This is a genomic window from Binatus sp. (SeqCode), from assembly GCF_035272065.1.
Classification (GTDB): Bacteria; Desulfobacterota; Binatia; order Binatales; family Binataceae; genus Binatus.
This window is the reverse complement of sequence record NZ_DATEQZ010000057.1, coordinates 1-22,680: the sequence shown is the minus strand read 5'-3', so window position 1 is coordinate 22,680 and position 22,680 is coordinate 1. Positions and strand designations below refer to the sequence as shown.

Below are 22,680 nucleotides of genomic sequence, written 5' to 3'. Positions count from 1 at the left end.
CACCGGCCACTAATTTGTAGTCGAACGCGTCAGGGGATCGCAACGCGCCGATGCAGCGCGCGCACTGCGGCGGGGCAGGCTTCTCGATCGTGTTACTGTGAACGTCGCTTCGCCGCCTCGAGGCGATCCATCGCAGCGGTCGCATTGCGCGCCGTCTCGACCACCTCGAGCTGTGCGCGGACGCGGCTGGCGAGCTGGCGACGGAATACCGGCTTGGCCAGGAAGTCGCTGACTCCCAGGCGCATCCCCTCGGCGCGCGCATCCAGATCGTCGCGCGCGGTGATCATAATGATTGGAATCTCCGCCGTCACGGGATTGTCCCGAAGCGCCTTGACGACCTGGAAGCCATCCATATCGGGCATCATCAGGTCGAGCAGAATCACATCGACTTCGTTTTCATGCACCAGTTTGAGACACTGTGCGCCGGAGCTGGCCTCTATTGGAACAAAGCCTTCGCGCTGCAGATGGCGGGCGAGGATGGCGACAGTGTCCTGATCGTCGTCAACCACCATTATCTGTGGCGGCCTGATTGCTTCATCCATACAATTCCCTGCCCGTCTAGCCTTCCTCGCTTTCGTCCAAAGACGCCGGAGCTATCACGCCGCAGCGCCTCAGCTTCGCGGAAAATGTCGTCCGCTTGAGCCCGAGCAACCGCGCCGCCGCCTGTTTGTTCCCTCCGGTTTGTTTGAGCGCGTCGTTTATCAATCTACCTTCCAATTCCCGTACCAAGTTGTTCAGGTTCAGACCGCCGCCTTTCAGATTGACCGCAATCGGAGGCGTCGCAGGCCGCGCGCTCGCCATCAGGTTCTCCGGCAGAATCGAGGTGTCAATAGTTGAGTCCTCGCACAGGATCGCCAGCCGCTCGACCATATTCTCGAGCTCGCGCACGTTGCCCGGCGAATCGTACGACCATAGCGCGACCATCGCCTCGCGGCTGATTGCGATTTCGCGCCCGGGCGGGCGCTCGCGGATACGCTCCAGAAAGTGCTCCACGAGCAGCGGGATATCGGAGCGCCGCTCGCGCAAGGGCGCAATCACGATCGGGACGACTTGCAGCCGATAGAAAAGGTCCTCGCGAAACTTGCCCTGCGCCACCGCCTCGGCGAGATCGACGTTGCTCGCCGCGATCACCCGCACATTGACCCGCGTCGCCCGGTCCGCACCGACGGGACGCACCACACCGTCCTCGAGCACGCGCAGAAGTTTCGCCTGCAAGCCGTTGGGCATCTCGCCGATTTCGTCCAGGAAGATCGTGCCGCGATCCGCCGTCGTCAGCAGACCGTGACGCGAGCCCGCCGCGCCCGTGAACGCGCCCCGCTCATGCCCAAACATCTCGGACTCGAGCAGCTCGTGCGGAATCGCCGCGCAGTTCACCGGCACGAACGGCTGATTGCATCGCGGCGACAGCGCATGTATCGCCTGCGCTACCACTTCCTTGCCGGTGCCGCTCTCGCCTGTGATCCGCACGGTCACCTCGGCCGGCGCGACGCGCTCGATCAGCGCGCGCAGCTTCACTATCGCCGGATGCTCGCCGACGAGCGCCCGTTCAACTGCGAAAGGCGCCTCAGCCTCCGCGAATTTTCGCTGCAATGCCAATCTGGTTTTTGCTCCGTGAGCGGCGAAGAAAGACCGCCGCGTTACGTGCGCAATCGTCGCACGACGCGCCCGCAGTTGACAGGACGATGACTGCCAGTGAGCAGATTAGACTAAGCAAACCCGCTGAAATTGTTACGCAGAGAACGCTATCAGACGCCGTCCGTCGAGTTGCGATAGTGCGCGGACTGTCCCGGCCCCTCGGCCACAGAGATTTCCATCGAGGTCACTTCCTTAAGCGCACCGCGCGCCCGCAGCGCCGCCGCCAACTCGTCCCAGATGTACCGCGCGAGTTCTTCCGCCGAGCTATGCACCAGCGGCACGATACACACGTCCGCGGCGGGCAGCACGAACTCGTCTTTCTCGTAGCGGATTTTCACCCTGCCGTTTTTGGGTCCGTCGATCGCCATGCAATCGCTGTTACCCGGAACGATCGTGCGCTCGTCGAGCCGGTCGACGATCTCCTTGGTGAGCTTCTTGATCAACCCGAAATCGATCACGTAACCGGTCTTCGCCAGCCGCCCCTCGAGGTACACGCCGACCTGGTAATTATGGCCATGCAGCGGTTCGCGAAATCCCGGGTAGGCGATAAAATGCGCGGCCGAAAATTTCAGATTCTCTTTCGCGACATGAATTGAAAATTTCGCCTTCGTCGCCATCGGCTCGTCCCTATACCTGCACTACTCCCGCCAGCTCCAGCAGCGCCGCTAGGCTCGATGTGCGCCGAGTCGGAAACCGCTCGCCGTAGCGCGCCGCGTCGAGCGAGGTCGCCTCGATAAACCGCTCGCGCTCGCCGCGCGCGAGCGGCCCGAGATGCGCCGCCAGGTCGCGCGCCCAACCCGCCTCCGCATCGAATCCCGCCGCAAGGTCGCCGATATCAAGCCCATGCAACCCGCCGAGAATACACTCAGCGTAATATCCAATCTGCCCCGCACGATCGAACCCTGGAATCTCGGCTCGGATCGACTCCTCGAGTGACAGGAGCCGGTCCATCCCGAATTCCCGGCGTCGCGAGACAACCTCCGGGTCTCCGCTGCCGTCAAATCCCGAGCCGATCGCAATTATCGCGATACGTCCATCATCAATCTCAATTGGATGGAAAATATATCCCGGCGATGTGTAGTCGAGCATCGTGCGCAGCGCGCCCCGGTACGCGAGCAAATCGAAATTCGTATCGCTCGCGATTTCCATGAGGTACTCGCCAAGCGGCATACCCGCGCGCTCGGCAAGCTCAATCAAACGCCCGAACGCATCGGGCTTATAGTCCTCCCGTCGTGCGATTTTGCGCGCATCCGCTCGATCAAACGCCAGGAGCAAACCACCGATTCCAGCACCATCTAGTCCAATAGATGCGGAGATCGGCTTTGCGCGATCAACCGGCTCAACATCCATAGCCAAATAGCTTCCATGACTGGACCACTTGGCAAGTCCGCGCCGTGCGTTGTGAATCGAAACCGGATGCGCATCACGCGCGACAAGCGGGGTTCTATTCAGACCACGGCCGCTAAGCAACGACCCATATCCGACGACTAGTATCTCGCGCTGGTGCAAAACTGATTCTCAGAATCTCGGAAAATTTGGCCCCTCACCCGCCGCGCGCGGACGCGCGTCGGCCTCTCCCGACGAACGGGCGAGGCAAAGACTCGCTTCGCTCAGGATGACACAAAAAACGTCCCAACAGGGACGAAGTCCCACATCTTTTTCAGAACATTGGGTGCAGGGGTCACCCCTGCCGAAGGAAGCGTGAAACCCACCGCGGGTTTCACATTTAATTAAGTGATTTACCCTTCCTATATGTCCTCCGCGCCCGGGTAATACTTCCCTTCCCCCAGCGAATCCACCGCCGCCCAGAATTCGGGACCGCCCGCCTTCATCGGATCCTCGAGCGCCCATGCCTGCCGCTTGTAGTTCCAGCTTTCCGGGCGCAGCCGCTTGGCTTCCTCGAAATATTTCTGCGCCGCCTCGGCGTGTCCGTGCTCGAACAGAAATTCGCCGAGCCTGAAATTCGCCGCCGCGCGGACCTGAGCGTCATCCGGCGTATGAATCCGCTTGAGCACTTCCACGTCGCCAGGCACGAAGCGGCTCGCCGCTCCGTGCGCCACCCAGTCGCGGAGCGCGTCGAGGTACGCCTTCCGCTTGGCCTGCAGCTCGCTCATCGCGTCGGTGGGAATCGAAAGGTTCGTTCGGTTCATCTTTCGAAATGCGTCCGTGACGCCGGCGGGTTCGCTCGGCCGCACGATTTTGCCGCGCTCGTCGATCCAGACCGCGGTCGGCACGTTGACCATGTCGTAAAGCTCGGCGACAAGATGCCGCCGATCGATCAGGCATGGATAGGTGGGCTTGGCCGCCTTGATCCACGACTCGGTCACGACATTGCCGCCACTATCGAATGCGATCGCGATGGGCACGAAGCCTTTCGGTCCGAGTTCTTCGTAAAGCGCCTGCCAGACTGGCAGGTCAAAGCGGCATCCTCACCACGACGCCCATGAAACGACCAAGACTTTTTTGCCGCGATACTCGGACAGCGAATGCGTCTTGCCGTCGAGATCGGGCAAACTGAAATCCGGCGCGGCGAGCGAAGTCAGTACGCGCTTTCTCCCAGCAGCAGCCTCGCCGAAGCACCATGCATGGTGCTCCGCGTCCGTCACGACCGGCTGTCCAAGCAGACTCGCCAGCGCCGCAAGATTGTAACGGCCTCCCGCGACGAACTCGCTCCTGCGCGCGTCGGGCACCGGCAAACAGACGTCGCCCTTGCAGAATCCCTGCGGCTTAAACTCCCATCCGCTGACGCGCTTCAAGTCGTCGCCGCCAAGCCACAACCCGCCGCCGTTCGATCCAGCATCGACGCCAGTCGTATCGCGTTCGCCGAATATAATATCGATAGCCATCGTTAGTTAACCCTCGCGCCCAGATTTCACCACAAACCCGCGACCCGCACAAAACACTCCGCATCCCAACTTCTCATTGTCCAAGGAGAGGTTAGGATCCCTGCGCCTCAACCCTTTCTAACAGGGACGAAGTCCCGCATCCTTTCTTGACATTGGGTGCAGGGGTCACCCCTGCCCGAGGAAGCGTGAAACCCAGGCGGGTTTCACATTAAGCAGAGTGATTTCCTCTTCCTCTATATCCACAATATCGCACCGCTGGCCGGCCGCCCCGTACTCTCTCTCACTGCCCGCACATAGAACCTGATCTGCGCGCGATACTCGCCGAGCCGCGCCGCGACTTCGACGTCGGTCTTGAAATCGACCACCGTCCAGGCCGCGCCAGCCGCAGTGTTCGCCGCGAACGCGAGATCCGCGATCCCTTCGACCGCGGTACCGTCTTCGAGCCGGATCATCAGCGGACATTCTCGCATCACCGTCGGCGCAGCCCCGGCCCGAAGCATCAGCGGAGACTTGAGCGCCGCATCTACGGCCTTGACTGCGGCGACGACTTCCTCCTCCGGCGCGCCGATCATCTTGGCCGCGCTCGCCGCGATCCTGCCGAGCGCGCGCGCGTCCGCGTCAAAAGGCGCACGCAGCATCATCAGATGCACGAGAGTGCCGAAGCGCTTGCCATGAGGCCGGCCACCGTCGCGACGCGTCTCTTCGATCGCGATGGCTTCGCCGGACGCCGGCCCGTCCGCCGGTGCCGCGAGCGCGAGCTCGGTTGCCGTCACGACGCTTATCCTTGGCGTCGTTCCCGCCACGAGCATCGCCGCCCGGTTCGCGCTCCACTCAGCGTGCATTTTTTCGCCGCGGTCTGAGACGAGCTTGTTCTCGTCGGCCTGCAGCAGCTTGTCCTGCCGCAGTCCCATCTTCTCTTCGACGTTCAGAATCAACAGCCGCGGATCCCACCATACTATCTGATGGTCTCCGCGTTGCCCGCGATGTGATCCCGGCGCGACCGATTTCACTTTGCCCGGCGCCTTCGGCGGCCGGGTTAGCACGCTGTCGTCGCCGAATTCGGGGCATCCCAGCGGATGCGTCGAGATTGGCGCGCGCCGCTCCGCCTGCGCCGGATAGACGACGGGGTTCAACCGCGCGAGCCAGCCGTCGCTCTCTTGGGGGTCGTCGCCAACCGCCGGCACCACGATCAGATCGCGTGCGCGCGTCGCCGCCACGTAAAGCAGGCGAATCGCTTCCTCTTCGTCGCGCTGATGTTCTCGCGCCTGATTCTCCTGCAGCTCGCGCGGCGCGCATCTAGCAAGTTCCATCGCGGCCAGCTTGGACGCCGGCTCGATATATCGCGACGCGTCGGCGCGAGTTTCATTGCAGGTGATATCGGCCAGGATGACGATGGGGAACTCGAGGCCCTTCGCGCGATGCACCGTCATTATCCGAATGCCCTCGGTCCCTTCCTCGACGATCGGCGTCTCGCTCGCCTCGTCGCGTTCCGCGCGCGCTTCGAGCTCATCGACGAACGCCCGAAACGAAGTGGTCCCGCCGCGCGCTTCGTAACGCCGCGCCTGGTCCATGATTCGCATGATATTCGCCAGCGCCTGCTCGCCGGTCGGCCAGATCGCGAATCCCGCATGCGCGCGCGTCTCAGCCAGGAGCATCGCGAGCGTCTCCGCGATCGGCCGTCGATTCCGCCCGCGATGCAGATTCTTGATCACCTCGAGCGCGCCCTTCACTTCCTTCAGACTGTCTGGGAGATCGTCGGGCAGTTTGCGAAACGGATGCAGGCTGCCAAGCGTCATGCGGAATTCGAGCAGCGCCGCGTCTGACAGTGCGAACACAGGCCCGCGCAATGCCGCGAACACAATCAACTCGTCATCGGGCCGCTCGATCGCTCCCAACAGATTGCGGATCGCGATTACCTCTTCGCGTTCGTTGAACGATCCGCCCTTGACCAGCACGTGCGGCAGAAGCCGCGCCTCGAGCGCGCGCAGGTACGGCCGCGTCACGTCGCGCCCGAACGAATTCATGCGGCGAAACAGGATGCAGATATGCCGCGGGCGAATCGGCACGCGCATCTCGGGCGCGTCGCGTTCGGTCACCGTCCATCCGCTTTCATACACCAGCCATCGCGCGTACGCGGCAATCGCTTCGGGAAGCGATTCGTCGATTTTCCAGTTGACGACCCGGCCATACTCGCCGTACGGCTCCGGCACCGGCAGCACAACGATCGACGGCTGCGCCCCGGGCTCGACGCGATACGGCATCAGCGGCGCATACGCCGGCTGGGTGCCCGATTCCTGGCTCATGAGCGGCGCGAAGGCGGCGTTGACCATGGTTTGAATCGCGGGCGTCGAGCGAAAGCTCACCGTCAGATATTCGAGTTGCGCGCCATGCATCAGCAGCAGTTGTTTCACGCCCTGGTAGAGCGAGACATCGGCGCGGCGGAATCGATAAATCGATTGTTTCGGATCGCCGACGATAAACAATTTCCCGGCGATCGGCTTGACCTTCAGCCAGTTGGTCTCGGCCGGATCGGCGGACGCGAGCAGCAGCAGGATTTCAGCCTGCAGCGGATCGGTATCCTGGAATTCATCGATAAAAATATGCGTGAAGCGACTCTGCAGCCCGGCGCGCACCGCCGGGTTGTCGCGAACCAGGTTGCGCGCGACCAGGAGCAGGTCCAGGAAGTCGAGGCGTCCAGCGCGGCGCTTGATATCTTCGAAGATACCAACGATCGGCCACAGTTCGTCGCGCAGCAGAGGCGCGAGATTCGCGCCCGCATCGTCGCGAAACTTTTCCAACCGCGCGCGCAGCTCGGCGCGCCGGCGAAAGGCATCCTCGCGGGTCACTGCGCCGAAGCCGCCGCCGTATCCCTTCCAATCCCAGCGACGCCCCTTGCAAAGGCCGATCAATACCGACTCGAGCGCGTCGTAGTCGCGCCCGCGCACTGCCTCCAGCCGCGTCGCCTCGGCCACAGGCCGCGCGATCGCGTCGAGGCCCTTCGCGAGCCAATCGTCGTCCTTGCCGAGTTCGGCAAGTTTGCCGAGCGCTTCGACCTCAGCGATTATCGCGTCAATCTCGGCGTCGCGCTGAAGCGGCGAATGCATCCACGGCGAATCGAGGTCGCGCCAGTTCATCAGCTCGAGCGCCGCCTGGCGCGCGATCGCGCGCGGACCCGTGCGATTCGACAGATCGCGCCGCCGCAGCAGGCGGCGCATGCCCTCGCCCGGATTGCTCAGGATTCGCTCGAACCATCGATCGAATGCGGCGTCGAACATCTCGCCCGCAACATCCTCGGGCGCGACTTCGAACATCGGATCGACTTTCGCCTCCACCGGCCGTTCGCGGAGCAGGTCGGCGCAGAACGAATGAATCGTTCCGATTCGCGCTTCTTCAAGTTGCTTTAGCGCCAGGTCGAAGCGCGCGTGTGCTTCGCTCAACGGTTCGGTGCCTTGCCGCGCGCGCTCGATTTCGGCGCGCAGCCGTAGCTTCAGCTCGCCGGCCGCCTTCTCGGTGAACGTCACCGCGACGATCCGCGCCAGCTCGCCGCGCCCCGACCCGATCACCGACACGATTCGATTCACCAGCGCCGTGGTCTTGCCGGTGCCCGCCGCCGCCTCGATAACAAGCGTGAGATCGAGGTCGTCGCGAATCCGGTCGCGCACCGCCTGGTCGGATATGATCGTCGGAGTCACGACGAGCGTCATGGCATCGCCCGCAGCCGCTTCAGAGCTTCCAGCCGCGGTTTCTGTGGTTTGATTTTGGAGCGCCGTTCCTCGTACGGGCCGCAGACGCGCTTGTAGTCGCACCAGTCACATTCGCGAGCGTCCGGCGCGGCCGGCAAGAATCCCGCTTCCAGCGACTCCTTGATTATCGCGACAAGTTTTCGCGCCGCTTCCCGCGCGGGGTCGTTGATCTCAACGACGCGCTCCTCGTAGCCGCCGGCCGCCGTGCAGTAGTAAAGCCGCCCGGCGTAAATCTTCTCGCCGAGCACCTGTTCGGCCGCGAGCGCGTACAAAACCGGCTGCAACGTCTTGCCGCCGCCGATCACGAAGTTCTTCTCGGCGCGCACTTTCCCGGTCTTGTGATCGGTCACGCGAATGCGTCCGGCCGGATCGCGCTCGAGCAAATCGATCGAACCGCGCAGGCTAAGACCGCCGTCGATTGCGACCGGATCGGACGAGCTGTGCGGATCCGCCTGCGCGCGATCGCTCAAGCCGAAGCCGAGCTCGAACCATTCGGGGCGCCAATGATCCGGATCCTCAGCCGCGCGCCGCATCCACTCTCGCAAGTCGGCGCGGATACCTTCGATTCCGTCGAGCCACACACGCTCGATCGCCGGCGCGAGATCCTCATGCCATCGCGCGGCAACTTCGTCGAGCCGCTCATCAAGCAGCGCGGATGCGTCGTCCAAATCTTCCGGCGTGACCGGCAGCACGTCGAGTTCGCGTAGCGCCGACAGAATTTCGTATTGGACTTCCGCGAACAGGCCGCCGCGCGTGAGCGGATCGAGCGTCTCGATCGCCTCGGGTTCCTCGCGCGGCTCCAGCCGATGGACCGCTTGCAGAAAAAATCGATACGGGCATGCGGCGAAATTCTGCAGCGCAGTCGGCGAGTACGAACGCGCGCTCAACTGATGCTTCCCCAACGCCGCCAGCGCCGCCGCGTCCGGATCGACCAATCCGTCGGCCGGCGTCCATCGCCGGAGCCACCGCCGCGCCCGCGCACGCAGCGCCCGCCCTAGATGCACGTTGGCAGTGAGCAGATAATGCGCCGCGCCAGTCGTCGTATCCGGATCGGCATCAACCAGCCTGTCGAGCACCGCCAGATCGAATTCCGCGTCATCGATCGCGTCTGCAGGATTCGCCGGCGCCGGCCACGAAAGCCGCGTCGTCGGCTGCGACGACGCGCGATTCGCCAGCTCATCGAAGCCGGGCAGGCGTCCCTCCGCAGCGCGCAGAACTTCAAGCGCGTAGAACGACGGCACTCGAGGACGGCCCTGATCGAGATCGACGCGCGGATAGGAGAACAATGCACGTTCGCGCGCCGCACCCGCCGCGATTCTCAAGGCGAGCCGCTCCGCGCCGACCCGCCGTTCATTGCGCGCGAGATACGGACTCAGCCGCGCGCGCGCCGCATCTGAAAGGATCGGATCCTCGGTCAGCTTGCGCGGAAACATCCGCTCGGCAAGACCGGGGACGATAACGACGTCAAACTCCATGCCACGCGCACGATTCGGCGGCGCGACGAACACCGCGCCATAACGGCGCACACGCCGCGGAGCTTCCAGCCGCCCGAGCCGATCGTTCAGCACCAGGCGCACCTCGTCGAGTCCGACCGGAGCGACGGGCGCCATCGGTTCGAGCTCGGCCAACGCTGCGAGCACCGCTTCGCGATCGCGAATCGCGAGCTCAACCAGCCCGCGCAGAAATTTGAGCCAGTCGCCCCAAGTCGCATCGCGCGGCGCCGCCTCCAGCATCGAAAGAATCGGCATCGCGACCTCGCCGAGATGCGCGAGGTCGAGAATGCGCCGTTCGAGGCCCGCCGCGTGCGCGTCGTCGTCGGCCATTTCCTTGCGCCGCGCCACGAGCTCGTTGCCCAAACCCGCCAGCCGCTTGCGCCAACGCTCAGCGCTGCCGATCACCGCGGCGTCGACGAGCAGCCGCTCCCATCGCCACGGCGCGCGCGCCGTTCCATCGATGACCGGAATTGGATCAGAGACGAAATCGGAGGTGGCGGCATTACCTGCACTTTCGCCTGCGGCGACGTTGCCCTCGACTTCAAGATCCGACTCAAGTGGCGCGGGCGCGAGTTCCGCGTCGGGGCCGATCGTCGCCTCGTCGACACGGGGGCGATCGGGATCGGGCACTTGAGCGAGCGAAAGATATTCCGCAAAACGGCGCGCCGAGAGGTCTTCCGCGGCGCAGCAAAGCAGCGCGAGCATCGCGCGACCGCCGGGCTCGGGGCGCCGCGTGCCGCGCGCGAAGTATGCGGGGATGTCGGCGCGGGCGAGCGCCTCCTGCAAGTACGGCGCGTAGCGAACGGGGTCATGTAGCAGCACGGCGATTCGATCAAAGGGTATGCCACGCCGCGCCTCGGCGGCGATTCGCCGCGCGATCTCGACGCACTCGTGCATCTCGCCGGGCGCCGAAATCACCTTCACGGTTTCGTCCACGTTGCGCTCCGGCGGGGCTGTGTCCGCGAACAGATGACTTTGGAGACGCTGGAGCGAGGGGGCGATGTTTTCGTCCACGGTCGGCGATAGCGCAGTTGCGCGGACATCGAGCGCATCTTCGAGGAGCGTTTGAACGGGCGAGTCGCCGGCGGGGATCGTTGCGAGAATCGACGGCGAACGCGCGGCGAGGGCAGCGATGAAGTCGCGGTCGAGCGCGCTGTCCACGGAAACGTCGAGCAGCAGGATCGGAAGGCCGACGAAGCGCGGCGGCTCGCTCGCGCCTCCAAGCACGGCGCGGGTCGCGACTTTCAGCATCCCGGCGCGATCGATCAGTTTCGCTTCGGCCAGCTCGGCGTCGAACTGGGCGAGCGTCGCGGCAATCGCCTCGCCGACCGCGCCGAGTACGCGCAACTCGTCAACGGCGATGTTGTTCCATCGAAGCTCGATCAGCGTGCGCGCAAGTGCGCGCGGGAAGCCGGGCAGATTCAGCACAGGCGCGAAATGCGCGAGTGCTCCCGACGGCGCCAGGCGGAAGACGGCGCGCGCCGCGACCGCCTCGGCCGCCAGTCCGTCGGCGGGCGCCAGGCCGGCATCGGCGAGTTCTTCGGCGGCGAGCAATCCGACCAGCCGGTTGAGCGTCATGCGATGCACGCCGAGCATCGCGCCGCGCGAGAGCGCGAACGCGCGCACGAGGTCGTCGGCGGCCTCCTTGACCGAGGCGATCACGAGGATTTCGGCGGCCGACGGCTGAGACTCGAGCCATGCGCGGGCGGCGGCGATGCGTTCTGCGGCGCGTTCGGAGATTATGATTTCACGAGAAGCTGGCATCGGCGCGGCGCGGCTCGATGCCACGCCACATCTCTATCGTCTGCTCCGGCGCTCGGATCTCGCAAGAGGCCGCGCGGGTTGTTTCCACAGCGCGGACAACGGTTGTCAGCGGGTTTTACTCTTTCACTTGCCGGGGCGGGCGGTCTCGACGCTTTGCGCGGGAGCGATGTTGAACGGGCCCGCCACCGTGGTCGCCATCGCTTCAGCGGCGTTCTTGTCGGAACTGATCGCCTTCATGATTGCGCCTGTAGCGGCCGCCATCAGGGTTTGCTTCTTGGCGGTGACGCGGGCGGCGCTCGCGTCGATCGAATCGAGCAGGCCCTGGCATCGCGGCATCACATAGCGCGCGAGCAGCTCGTAGCTGCGCCACATTTTTTCGCGCGGTGCCCAGTCGTGCGCGAAACTCAAAATCGTGCCGAAGCCACCCGACAGCTCCTGCAGCTTCGCGAGCTTTTCGAGCGCGTCTTCGGGGGTGCCGAAGATTCCGCCGCCGAATTCGTCCATGAACTTCGCGGCCTGGTGGCCGTCTTCGAAATCTTTGCCGTCGGGACGGCCGAGGATTCCCACCACGTACTCGTTGTTCCAGCGCTTGAGCCCGTCGGCGACGTCGCGATAGGCCTGCTCTTTCGAATCCGCGAGATGAAACGGCATGACGATTCGCCAGTTCGCGCGATCGACCTGCTTGCCGTGTTCCTTGGCGGAGCTTTCGGCGAAGCTCCACTGCGTTTTGAGCGCGGTCAGGCCCTCCTGCATGTACGACGCGACCGACAGCACGCCGACGCCGTACTTGCCCGCGGCTTTCATTCCGGCCGGCGAGATCATCGAGGCGACCGCTATCGGCATCTGCTTTTGCAGCGGCTTCAGGTGCAACGCCGCGTCGCGCAGCCGATACCACGAGCCATCGACAGTGATCGGCTCGCGCTCGTTGAGCAGCCGGATGATCACGCCGAGACCTTCGTCCATCTGGTCGCGCTGCGTCATCGGATCGATGCCGAGCATGAACGCGTCCGACGGCAGCGCGCCGGGTCCGACGCCGAGCATCGCGCGCCCGCGGCTCAGCATGTCGAGCATCACCATGCGCTGCGCGACGGTGAACGGGTGATGATACGGGATCGAGACGACGCCGGTGCCAAGCTTGATCCGCTGGGTGCGCTGCGCGGCGGCCGCGAGGAACATTTCCGGCGACGCGATCGTTTCCCATCCGCCCGAATGATGCTCGCCGACCCAGAACTCGTCGTAGCCGAGGCCGTCGAGCAGGGTCGCCAGTTCGAGGTCGCGCTCCAATTGGAGCATCGGATGTTCGCCGATCGGATGATGCGGAGCGAGAAAAACGCCAAAGCCGAGTCGATTGTCCACGACGGCCTCCAATTCGGTAACGCTCGTTCAGTTCTGAACGAGTGTTACCGCAGGGCGAGGCGAGCGCGCAACAGAGGAGTGGGAAGGGTAAATCGGTTTATTGAATGTGGAACCCACCGTGGGTTCCACACCTCCTTGGGCAGGGGTGACCCCTGCACCCAGTGACAGGAAGAAGTCTAAGCGCGAGATGTCGCGGACGACATTTCGCTCTCAGGTTCCTTGGGGATTGAAGCCAGGCGTCGGGATCTTACCCTCGCCCGTTATACGGGAGAGGCGGCGGCGGGCGCAGCCGCCGGTGGGTGAGGGTTCCGGGCTTAGAGATGCAAGCGTGCGAGGTCGCTATTTCGAGCCGCCTTTTTCTCGCATTGAGACTTCGTCCCATAGGAGTAGCTGGTAGTCGTCGGGGTCTCGGAGTTCGGCGCCGTAGCCCCAGAAATATTTTCCGGGTGGATTCACGAATGGGACGCCCTTCGATTGCAACTCTTTATATTTCGAATCTACGTCGTCGACTCGCAGGGTGAGAGAGCATTTTGCGCCGGAGAGTTGCGCTGGTTGTTCGTAGAGGAAGATCGTGAAGCCGGCGTCGTCCTGGATTGCGGAGGTTTTGCGATCGGGGACTTCGAATTCAATCTTGAAGCCAAAGTTTCGCACGTACCAATCGCGCGAAGCCTGGTAGTTGGTGACCGGAAGATTCATGTGATCGAACTTGACCATGTGGCGCTCCTTGGTTTCCCGCCTTCGATCGCATCACATGCTCGCTGCACTCGGCGCGGCCGACGGTTGAACGGTAGGAATGGGGGTCGGCATGCTGCCCGGCTTCGGCGATTCCGTCGAGTTGGATGCTGACGCAGCTGGAACCGGCGGTGCACTAGACGATGCCTGGGGAGTCGGCACGGACACAGTGGGGAGCGGTCCCGAAGAAGTAGGCGCCGACGCGGGACTCGCGGCTTCCGACGGCACCGCTGCGGACGCCATCAGCGCCGTGCCGGCGCCGTAGTCGTACACGAGTTCGCCGCCCAGATGCGCCGAGTAACCCAACGTCGCAATCGCGAGGACGGCGACGATCAGATAAATCGCGCGCGACCCCGCCATGAAGCCGAACGCCTGAATCAGAATTCGCCACAGGGCCAGGATGCCGAAGGTAATCGCGAGGTACTCGCCGAGTTCCGAGTGCCGCTTCAACACCTCCCGCGCCGGCTGACCCAGCGCATTCCAGATGCGGTCGGCCTCCATGTCGCCCGTGGCAAAGGAGCCACCGGCCGCAAGAGCGCCCAAAATCATCAGCGTCAGGGCGGTGTAGCGAAGCCAGATGCGATTCGGGGCGGCGCTCGCGACAAGATCGATCAGCACCGCGACGAAGAGCAGAGCAACCGAGAAGTGATCGACGACCGGATGCAGTTGGTAGGGTTGCAGGAATTTCACGACAGCGTCCATCGATGCTCCTTGAATTGAACGGGATGCGATACGCGCGGGCGACGGAAACGGAAATTGCACGGCGCGATGCGCGGCCTGTGCATTTTATCGCAAAGCATAGGTCCGCACGCAAATCTGCCGCGGACGGAGGGGCGAACAATTCACGAAGGTTTGCCAGTTTTCGACACTTCGATTTCGAGATCCCGTATCTCGACGTCGCTCCACGTTCGCTGCGTGAAGAAATACGTGAGCGCGCGTGCCGCAGTCAGCGTGCGGAAATCCGGCGTCCACCATTCTTCGAATCCGAAGTGCGTCGCCTCAGGGTTGCCGGCGACCGCGCCGCTTTCCGTGACGCCGATGTCCACGACGATGTTCGCTTCGGCGACCGAATCCGTCAGCGCGAGATCGCGCAAGTACCACTGCACCTGCGGCGCGTCGTCAGGAATCATCGCACTCCCACTGGCCGGCACCGCACTTAGCACGCGCTCGCATTCGCGCGCCGTCTGAATCGAGGTGGCAGGCTCGGACCAGAACAACAGCGCGTGCCGGCTCCACGGCGCCTCACTCGTATCGGGCGCGGGATACACGAAATTGGTGGCGAGCTGAACGTACAGCGTCAGCGCGACCGCCGCCGCAGTCGCGTAGCGAATCGAGTTCCACTGCGCCGTCCGATGCATCCAATCTACCGCGAAAGCGCCGAGAATCGCCAGCGGCACAACGATCGCGACGACCGCGTCCGCGGAATTTTCGCCGACCGACGCAAGCATCGCGAGGCTGACGATTCCCCACACCACCGACCACGCGGCGAAGCGGCCCCCAATACGTCCCGAGACGATCGCCGCCACGCCGACGATCGCGAGCGCCGCGACAATAAACTCGTAAAACAACAAAATCGGGATCAGCCTGTGAACCGCGCGATGCCAGGCGATCAACGGCGGAGCGAAGGCGGCATGCAAATCGTAATCGAGCATCGGCACGAGCGGTTGGGTGAAGAAGGCCGTCGTCAGCAGGAGCCATAGGACGAACGCGACGATCGTACAGACGATGACGAGCGCGCGGCGCCGCTCCCACCATACGCGGATTCGCAGGCGCCGATGGTCGAGTCGCATGGCGTCGACGGCGCCAACCGCAATCATCGATACAATCATCGCGGCCGCCGTGAGGTAGCCGATCGGATCGGCGCTGAGCCACATTGCGATCGCGGCGCCCAGCCCAGCCGCCCGCGGCAGGCTCGCACGCCGGCGAACACTCTCTGCGATTACGATCGCGATCATCATCAACGCGACCGATGCGATCGCGGTCGAACCGCCGCGCGAAAAATAGGTCATGCTCGGCGAAACCGCGATCAATGCGGCGAACGCGAGCGAGCCTGCACGTCCCAGTATCGGCCGCATCGCAAATCCGAGTGCAATGAGCAGCAGGCCGCATAGCATCACGACGATTCGCGAATTGGCATCCGACGCGCCCACCGCTGCGAAGATCCAGCCCTGAATTATTGTGACCCACGTCGCGTCCACCGAGGCGAGCGCGTCGCGGCCACTCGTCGCCAGCGCGAACGCCGAAAGCGCATCCGCTCCCTGGGCTGCGTCCAGCGGACGCGCTCCCAGAGCCGCGATGCGCGTGATTAGCGCGTAGGACGCGACCAGGCACCAGGCGAGATGCTCCGCCGTGACGACGTAAACCGCGCGCGCCAGCCGCTCGTGGCTCAGGTTGGCGGCGAGCCCGGTCGTCGCCGGCGCGGCTCGAGGCTCCTGCTCGATGCGCTCGACTGATTTGTCGTCGAGCCGCCACTCGTCGTCAGGAATTCTGTCTGCTTCCGCCACTATTGTCTTCCACTCTTGCGACTTCGCTATTGTCCGGACCGCGCGTTGTCAACGCTGGCGGGCCGAAAATTAATCTGTCCGAAATGCAGTTTGCCCTTGAGCGAAACCGGGGCGCGGCTATGCTTGGGGTTTCGGGTCTTGCGAAAATGTTCGGCACGAAAATAAATCCGCGGCGCCTGGTCAACGGCACGCTGTCGTTCCTTGCGCTCGCCGCGATCATCGCGCTGTTCTTCGCGTATCGCAGCCACGCCCAGCATCTCATTCCGCACAGCGTCCCCATCTCGATCCGCCATCTCCCATACTACGCGTTCTGCTCGTTTTACCGGATGCTCGCCGCGTACATCATCGCGCTGGTTTTTTCGATCATCTATGGCATGGCGGCGGCGCGCGGCGGGCTCTACGAGCGCATCCTGATTCCCGCCATCGATATCGCGCAGTCGGTGCCGGTGGTCGGATTTTTCCCCGCCGCGGTTTATTTTTTCGTAGCACTTGCACACGGCAGCCGCCTTGGGGTCGAGATGGCCGCCGTTTTTCTCATCTTCACCAGCCAGGCGTGGAACATGGCGCTCGGCGTTTACGAAGCGGTCAAAACGATTCCCGACGACTCCAGGGACGCGCTCGAGTCGTTCGGCGGGCGCGGATGGCTCAAGTTCAAGCGCCTGCTGCTGCCGGCCAGCGTGCCGAAGCTGGTGTACAACTCGATCCTGTCGTGGGTCGCGGGCTGGTACTTCCTCATCGCCTGCGAAATCATCACAGTCGGTCCAGCCAGCTACCGGCTGCCGGGGCTCGGCAGTTTTTTGTGGGAGGCCGCCGAAAAAGGACGCAGCTTCGATCTCGCCGCAGGACTTCTCGCGCTGCTCGCGATCATAGTCGCGATGGACATGATCGTATGGCAGCCGCTGTCCACGTGGGCGGAAAAGTTCAAGTACGAATTCGCGGCGTCGTCCGGCGCTGTGCAATCTCTCGGGATGTTCGACGCGCTGTCCGGAGTAGGCCCGGCAGTCACGCGCGCGTTGCGATCGGTCCTGGTGCCTCCGATTCGGCTGATTGGCCGCACGCTGAACGCGATCCCGCGCGGCCCGCAGCTCACTCCGGAACAAAGCCGGCGCGCGGGCGCTATCGTGCGAACGCTGGTGATCTCCGCGATCGTGATCTTCATGCTGTGGGCGTTGGCCCGCGGCTTCCTCGCCCTGGTCAGAACGCTCTCGCAGCCGTGGCCGTCCGACGCCAAGCAGATTCCTGAAGCTATCGTTTTCTCGACCATTCGAATGACGATCGCGTACGCGATCTCGCTGGCATGGACGGTGCCCTGCGCGCTCGCGGCCAGCGAGAGTCCGCGCTTCAACCGCATCCTGTCGCCGATCGCGGAAATTGTCGGCTCGATGCCCGCGACGGCGCTGTTCCCGATCATCGTAATCTTCGTGATCGAGTTTATCGGCGGGATGAACCTCGCGTCGATCCTGCTCATCCTGACCGGCATGCAATGGTACCTGCTCTTCAACCTGCTCGCCGGCATCAACCAGGTGCCCGAGGACTTGAAGGAAGCCGCGCGCGCGTTCGGGCTCTCCCGCTTCCACCGATGCCGCAAGCTGATTCTTCCGGCCGTGACGCCGTCGCTGATCACCGGCAGCATCACCGCGTGGGGCGGGGGATGGAACGCGCTGATCCTGTCCGAATACTTCGTGTACAAAAGCCAGACCTACCAGGTGCTCGGAATTGGCTCGCTGCTCGATGCCGCCACCTACAAGTCCGGCAACGGCGTCATGATCCTGCTGAGCCTGCTATCAATGATAGCGGTAGTGCTACTGTTGAACCGGCTGATGTGGCGGCCCTTGTACAACCTTGCCACGGAACGCTACAGGCTGGACTACTGACGCGTCCTACAATGTGCGATTCGGACTCATCTGACCCATGGCCTTCCTCGAGCTCAAGAACATCTCGAAAAGTTTCGCGCATGCGAAGGGCATGCTGCAGGTGCTCAACGACATCACCTTCGACGTCGAGGAGGGCGAGTTCGTCGCGATCGTCGGCCCCTCGGGATGCGGCAAGTCGACCCTCCTGCGCATCATCAACGGCATCGTGCCGATGACTTCCGGGCAGGTGCTGTACCGCGGCCGCCAGGTCGATGGGATCAATCTTGAATGCGCGCTGGTGTTCCAATCGTTCGCGCTGCTGCCGTGGCTGTCGGTCAAGGCCAACGTCGAGCTCGGCCTCGAAGCACAGGGACTGCCGCCGGCTGAGCGCGAAAAGCGCGCCGGAATCTATATCGACAAGGTCGGACTCGACGGCTTCGAAGAAGCCTATCCGCGCGAGCTTTCCGGCGGGATGAAGCAGCGCGTCGGTTTCGCCCGCGCGCTCGCCGTCGAGCCCAAGGTGCTCCTGATGGACGAACCGTTCTCCGCGCTCGACGCCCTGACCGCGATCACGCTGCGCGAAGAGCTGCTCGACATCTGGCAGTCGCCAGACATGCCCGTGAAAAATATCGTGCACGTCACCCACATCATCGAGGAAGCCATCGAGCTCGCCGATCGCATAATAGTGATGGCGGCGGGACCCGGCCGCGTCGTCAAGGATCTCAAGGTCGAACTGCCAAGGCCTCGCGACCGCCGCACCGAGGCTTTCAATGCGCTCACCGACAAGGTGTTTTCGATGATCGAGGAGCGCGGCTGATGGCGCCTCCGATCATAGCTCCGCTGCCCGACTGCGGGCTGACGCTGGTGTTTGGCCTGCTCGAATTGCTCGAGGATCGCGGCGGGCGCGAGGACGGCTACAAAATCGCGCGCGATCTCAATTTCAAATTCGGCGATTTGCTCAAGGTCATGAAGTCCGCGGAAATCCTCGGCTTGGTTTCGACTCCGGCTGGCGACGCGGTGCTCGAGCCGCTGGGCAAACAATTTCTCGAGGCGAAGATCAACGAGCGCAAACTCATCGTGCGCGAGCAGTTGAAGAAGCACAGTCTCTTCAGCTACTTCATCCGCCTGCTCCATGGCCAGGAGGACAAGTCTCTTACCAAGGAAGTCGTGCTCGAACACCTCGCGATGCTGCTGCCGAGCGAAAAGCCGGAGCGCCAGTTCATCACGATGGTGAACTGGGGGCGTTTCGCCGAGCTGTTCGGCTATAACAAGGACGAGGACCGCTTTTATCTCGACAACGAATAAGGAGAACTCGCAATGGCAACCGACGCTGAAAAAGTTGTGACCGAATTCTGTAACGCATGGCCGCGCAAGAACGTCGATGAACTGCTCGGCTTCTTCACCGACGACGCCGTCTATCACAACATCCCGGTGGAACCGGCCAAGGGCAAAGAAGCGATCCGCGGCGTAATCAACATGTTCCTGCCGATGGCCAAGTCGGTGCAGTTCAAGGTGCTGAAGAGCGCGAGCGCCGGCAACGTTGTCTTCAACGAGCGCGTCGACATCTTCGACCTGGGCAACGGCAAAACGATCTCGCTGCCGGTAGCAGGCGTGTTCGAAGTAACCGGCACAAAGATCAGCGCATGGCGCGACTACTTCGACATGGCAATGTACACGAAGCAGATGTCGTAGGGATGTAACATCCACCCCAAGATGGCTTCCACTGTCACCCACGCCATCATCGGCACCGCCGGCCACATCGATCACGGCAAGACCGCGCTGATCAAGGCGCTCACCGGCCTGGACACCGACCGCCTCAAGGAAGAAAAGGAGCGCGGCATCTCGATCGATCTCGGCTTCGCCTACTTCACGCTGCCCGACGCCACCCGCGCCGGCATCGTCGATGTCCCCGGCCACGAGCGCTTTATCCGCAACATGCTCGCCGGCGCCCACGGCATCGATCTCGTGCTGTTCACCATCGCAGCTGACGACGGCGTGATGCCGCAGACCGAGGAGCATCTCGACATTCTCCATCTGCTCGGCACCCGCCGTGGCATCTTCGTGATCACCAAGTCCGACCTCGCCGACGCCGCGCGGATTCGCGACGTGCGCGACGAGATCGAACTGCTCGCCGACGGCACTACGCTCGCCGGCGCACCGGTAATCGAGGTCTCGTCGGTCAACGGCCTCGGCCTCGACACATTGCGCGCCGAGATCGTTCGCCAGCTCGACGGCTTCCAGGCGCGCCGCGCCACCGGTGTCTTCCGGCTGCCTCTGGACCGCGCGTTCGTGATCAAGGGCCACGGCATCGTCGTCACCGGCACCGCGATGGGCGCCGAGGTCCGGGTGGGACAGAAACTCAGCGTGCTGCCGTCAAACAACGAGGTCCGCGTGCGCTCAATCCAGGTGCATTCGGACTCCGTCGAGAGCGCCGGGCTGTGCCAGCGCGTCGCGCTCAATCTCACCGGTGCCGAAAAGCTCGAGCTGGCCCGCGGCGACGTGCTCGCCGACGAGCGGCTCGACTCCGGGACCGCGCGCTTCGACGCATGGCTCGAGATTCGCCCCGCCGCCAAGCGCGCGCTCAAGAGCAACACCCGAGTGCGATTGTTCGTCGGCACCGCTGAAACGATCGCGCGCGCGATCGTCCTCGACGACGCCAGCGCGATCGCGCCCAAAGCCTCCGGCTTCGCGCAGCTCGTGACCGAGGATCCCGTCGTCGCGCTCTCGGGCGACCGCTTCGTCATCCGCGACGAGACCAATTCGCGCACCCTCGGCGGCGGGGTTGTGTTGAACCCGCTCGGCCGCCGTGTCCGCAAACCAATCGAGTCCTATCGCGCCAATCTACGGATGCTCAGGGACTCGTCCGGCGCCGACGCGCTCGAAGCGTTCATCAATCTGCAGGAAAGTTTCGCGCTCGGCCCGACCAAGATCGCAACCCTCATGAACATCCCTGACGCAGAGGCCGAAGCCGCACTCCGCGAGGCGAAACGTTTCATCAAGCTGTCGATTGGCGACGAAGAAGCGTTCACTACGCGGACCAGATGGGAGACACTCAAACGCTTCGTGCTGGACGCGCTCGAGAAGCATCACAAGGCGGAGCCGCTGTCGCCCGGCCTCGAGATGGAAGCGCTACGCACGCGCCTGCCCTACGAAATCGGCGCGCGCGCATTCCGTCCGATCGTTGATCGCCTCAGCCATGAGTCTGAAATCGTGCGCGAAGAAAGTGTGGTCCGCATGAAGAGCCATCGCGTCCAACTCGGCGGCGACGCCGAAACGCTCGGCGCGAAAATCGAAGCCGCGCTAACCAGCGCGCATTTCCAACCGCCGGAGCTCAAGCAGTTAGCCGAAGCATTGAAGCTTCCCGCCAATCAACTACCGCATCTAAGAACCGTGCTGCTCGCGATGGAACGTCAAGACCGCGTCGTGAAAATAGCGACCGATCTGTATTTCAGCCGAGCCGCCGCCGACACCGCAAAAGATCGCCTGGTCAAATATCTCGAGACGCATCCCGAAATAACTGCCGCGACATTTCGCGATCTGCTGGGCGCATCGCGCAAGTTCGCAATCGCCCTTCTCGATCACTTCGACCATGTCGGCGTAACCACAAGAGTAGGCGACACCCGTCGCCTCCGCCTCCCGAAACCATCTCCCTGAGCCCTGTTACTCGGCGTCCAGTTGCTTGGTCACTGTGAGCCCGGCCCGGTTCCAGCCTTCAAGGTCGGCCATTGACAGCAGCGTGGAGCTTGCTAGTGGTCGTTCACTAAGAGCGGGCAGGCGATCGAAGCCATCGGGGCGGAAGTAGTCGAAATCGCCGGCGGTAAGATCAGGGAGATTCGCGGCTACCACCGGGCGCCAAACAGCAAAGGCAGCTTGAGCACGTCCCCGAAATCAAGTAGGTACCGGCGGGTGACAGTTTGAAGCTATTCACATTCGCTACCAGTGCGCCGCTCGAGCGGCTCGTATCGGACGCCTTTGTAGTCGGGCACCATCCGAACCTTGCGGGCATGCGGAAATTCACGACCTGCGCTCCGAATTGGAGGGTCCCGATGGACGTGTGCATTGGCGTGACAATCGGATCGAATGGCCAATCCGCCGCGGCTTCGTTGATTTCATCGCGCGCGAGTTTCATTCACGCCGGATGATGTTCCCTCCCGACGCTGCCTAGGTTAGGTAGCGCGCTGCGACGAGGCGCCGACAGCACTCACCTCGGATTGCTACCGTGCTGAACGCGGATCTCATCCGCTTCAGCGCCTTTTCGGCCGTTCTAGTCGTGATGGCGCTGAGGGAGAGCGTCGCACCGCGGCGTATCCGCTCAGCGTCTCGCACGACACGGTGGGCGGGCAATCTAGGGGTTGCTGCGTTGAACACGGTTGCGGTGCGCATTCTGTTTCCCATTGCCGCCTTGGGCCTGGCACTCGTCGCCGAGACGCGCGGCTTTGGACTGTTCAACGAGATTAAGCCCTTTCGCTGGTGCGCGATTATCCTCTCAGTCGCGCTCCTTGATTTGGTCATCTACCTGCAACACGTCATGTTCCACGCGGTTCCGCTTTTGTGGCGTGTACACCGGATGCATCATGCCGCTTATCGCGCGCAGGCGGCTGCCGGTCACGACACTATGACTATCGGTATCGAGCAGTTCCGCGACCTGCACGAACTGCGTCTGGACCGGATGCTGTCGCAGCCCTTCCGGGGCCGGGTCGGTGACTACCCAATCAGTCACACGGGCCTAGATGCCGAAAGCCTCACCAAGGCTT

The 22,680-nt window shown here is 63.4% G+C and carries 17 protein-coding genes; 6 read left to right on the top strand and 11 right to left on the bottom strand.

Annotated features, from left to right (window positions below):
- Positions 1-92 precede the first annotated feature (92 nt).
- From VJX68_RS10920 to VJX68_RS10870, 11 genes are all read right to left on the bottom strand, one after another.
- On the bottom strand, positions 93-542 hold the full coding sequence (locus VJX68_RS10920) for a response regulator (protein WP_324095721.1): 450 nt from the start codon (positions 540-542) through the stop codon (positions 93-95).
- A 16-nt stretch (positions 543-558) separates the two neighbouring features.
- Complete coding sequence (locus tag VJX68_RS10915) at positions 559-1,596, bottom strand: sigma-54 interaction domain-containing protein (protein ID WP_324095720.1); 1,038 nt, start codon at positions 1,594-1,596, stop codon at positions 559-561.
- Between the two features lie 149 nt (positions 1,597-1,745).
- On the bottom strand, positions 1,746-2,252 hold the full coding sequence (locus VJX68_RS10910; protein ID WP_324095719.1) for a 6-pyruvoyl trahydropterin synthase family protein: 507 nt from the start codon (positions 2,250-2,252) through the stop codon (positions 1,746-1,748).
- 10 nt (positions 2,253-2,262) lie between these two features.
- Complete coding sequence (locus VJX68_RS10905; protein ID WP_324095718.1) at positions 2,263-2,910, bottom strand: hypothetical protein; 648 nt, start codon at positions 2,908-2,910, stop codon at positions 2,263-2,265.
- A 473-nt stretch (positions 2,911-3,383) separates the two neighbouring features.
- On the bottom strand, positions 3,384-4,481 hold the full coding sequence (locus tag VJX68_RS10900) for a ResA-like WAxxUGC motif-containing protein (protein WP_324095717.1): 1,098 nt from the start codon (positions 4,479-4,481) through the stop codon (positions 3,384-3,386).
- 233 nt (positions 4,482-4,714) lie between these two features.
- Positions 4,715-8,185: a UvrD-helicase domain-containing protein gene (locus tag VJX68_RS10895; RefSeq protein ID WP_324095716.1), complete on the bottom strand. Its 3,471-nt coding sequence runs from the start codon at positions 8,183-8,185 to the stop codon at positions 4,715-4,717.
- Entirely contained in the window at positions 8,182-11,481 is a 3,300-nt protein-coding gene (locus VJX68_RS10890; protein WP_324095715.1) for a PD-(D/E)XK nuclease family protein, read from the bottom strand. Before VJX68_RS10890 ends, VJX68_RS10895 begins: the two co-directional genes overlap by 4 nt.
- A 123-nt stretch (positions 11,482-11,604) precedes the next feature.
- A complete protein-coding gene (locus VJX68_RS10885; protein ID WP_324095714.1) occupies positions 11,605-12,837 on the bottom strand; it encodes an LLM class flavin-dependent oxidoreductase in 1,233 nt (410 codons plus the stop codon).
- A gap of 339 nt (positions 12,838-13,176) precedes the next feature.
- Positions 13,177-13,551, bottom strand: a complete 375-nt coding sequence (locus VJX68_RS10880; protein ID WP_324095713.1) for a VOC family protein — start codon at positions 13,549-13,551, stop codon at positions 13,177-13,179.
- A 33-nt stretch (positions 13,552-13,584) separates the two neighbouring features.
- On the bottom strand, positions 13,585-14,271 hold the full coding sequence (locus VJX68_RS10875) for a DUF2231 domain-containing protein (protein WP_324095712.1): 687 nt from the start codon (positions 14,269-14,271) through the stop codon (positions 13,585-13,587).
- A gap of 140 nt (positions 14,272-14,411) precedes the next feature.
- Positions 14,412-16,073: a hypothetical protein gene (locus VJX68_RS10870; protein ID WP_324095711.1), complete on the bottom strand. Its 1,662-nt coding sequence runs from the start codon at positions 16,071-16,073 to the stop codon at positions 14,412-14,414.
- A gap of 146 nt (positions 16,074-16,219) precedes the next feature.
- On the opposite strand from VJX68_RS10870, the gene VJX68_RS10865 reads away from it, so the two are divergent.
- From VJX68_RS10865 to VJX68_RS10840, 6 genes are all read left to right on the top strand, one after another.
- The gene (locus tag VJX68_RS10865; protein ID WP_324095710.1) at positions 16,220-17,947 is read left to right on the top strand and encodes an ABC transporter permease subunit; all 1,728 of its coding nucleotides are present in this window, start codon (positions 16,220-16,222) and stop codon (positions 17,945-17,947) included.
- A 37-nt stretch (positions 17,948-17,984) separates the two neighbouring features.
- Positions 17,985-18,743: an ABC transporter ATP-binding protein gene (locus VJX68_RS10860; RefSeq protein ID WP_324095709.1), complete on the top strand. Its 759-nt coding sequence runs from the start codon at positions 17,985-17,987 to the stop codon at positions 18,741-18,743.
- Entirely contained in the window at positions 18,743-19,231 is a 489-nt protein-coding gene (locus VJX68_RS10855) for an AAA-associated domain-containing protein (protein ID WP_324095708.1), read from the top strand. Before VJX68_RS10860 ends, VJX68_RS10855 begins: the two co-directional genes overlap by 1 nt.
- A 12-nt stretch (positions 19,232-19,243) precedes the next feature.
- The gene (locus VJX68_RS10850; protein WP_324095707.1) at positions 19,244-19,618 is read left to right on the top strand and encodes a limonene-1,2-epoxide hydrolase family protein; all 375 of its coding nucleotides are present in this window, start codon (positions 19,244-19,246) and stop codon (positions 19,616-19,618) included.
- A 21-nt stretch (positions 19,619-19,639) separates the two neighbouring features.
- Positions 19,640-21,580, top strand: a complete 1,941-nt coding sequence (gene selB / locus VJX68_RS10845; protein ID WP_324095706.1) for a selenocysteine-specific translation elongation factor — start codon at positions 19,640-19,642, stop codon at positions 21,578-21,580.
- A 706-nt stretch (positions 21,581-22,286) separates the two neighbouring features.
- On the top strand, positions 22,287-22,680 hold a 394-nt coding region (locus VJX68_RS10840; RefSeq protein ID WP_324095705.1), incomplete at its 3' end, for a sterol desaturase family protein.

Coding starts and splice junctions, on each gene's coding strand:
- VJX68_RS10920 (WP_324095721.1), bottom strand. CDS start 542: ATGGATGAAGCAATCAGGCCGCCACAGATAATGGTGGTTGACGACGAT.
- VJX68_RS10910 (WP_324095719.1), bottom strand. CDS start 2,252: ATGGCGACGAAGGCGAAATTTTCAATTCATGTCGCGAAAGAGAATCTG.
- VJX68_RS10895 (WP_324095716.1), bottom strand. CDS start 8,185: ATGACGCTCGTCGTGACTCCGACGATCATATCCGACCAGGCGGTGCGC.
- VJX68_RS10890 (WP_324095715.1), bottom strand. CDS start 11,481: ATGCCAGCTTCTCGTGAAATCATAATCTCCGAACGCGCCGCAGAACGC.
- VJX68_RS10880 (WP_324095713.1), bottom strand. CDS start 13,551: ATGGTCAAGTTCGATCACATGAATCTTCCGGTCACCAACTACCAGGCT.
- VJX68_RS10875 (WP_324095712.1), bottom strand. CDS start 14,271: ATGGACGCTGTCGTGAAATTCCTGCAACCCTACCAACTGCATCCGGTC.
- VJX68_RS10865 (WP_324095710.1), top strand. CDS start 16,220: ATGTTCGGCACGAAAATAAATCCGCGGCGCCTGGTCAACGGCACGCTG.
- VJX68_RS10860 (WP_324095709.1), top strand. CDS start 17,985: ATGGCCTTCCTCGAGCTCAAGAACATCTCGAAAAGTTTCGCGCATGCG.
- VJX68_RS10855 (WP_324095708.1), top strand. CDS start 18,743: ATGGCGCCTCCGATCATAGCTCCGCTGCCCGACTGCGGGCTGACGCTG.
- VJX68_RS10850 (WP_324095707.1), top strand. CDS start 19,244: ATGGCAACCGACGCTGAAAAAGTTGTGACCGAATTCTGTAACGCATGG.
- selB (WP_324095706.1), top strand. CDS start 19,640: ATGGCTTCCACTGTCACCCACGCCATCATCGGCACCGCCGGCCACATC.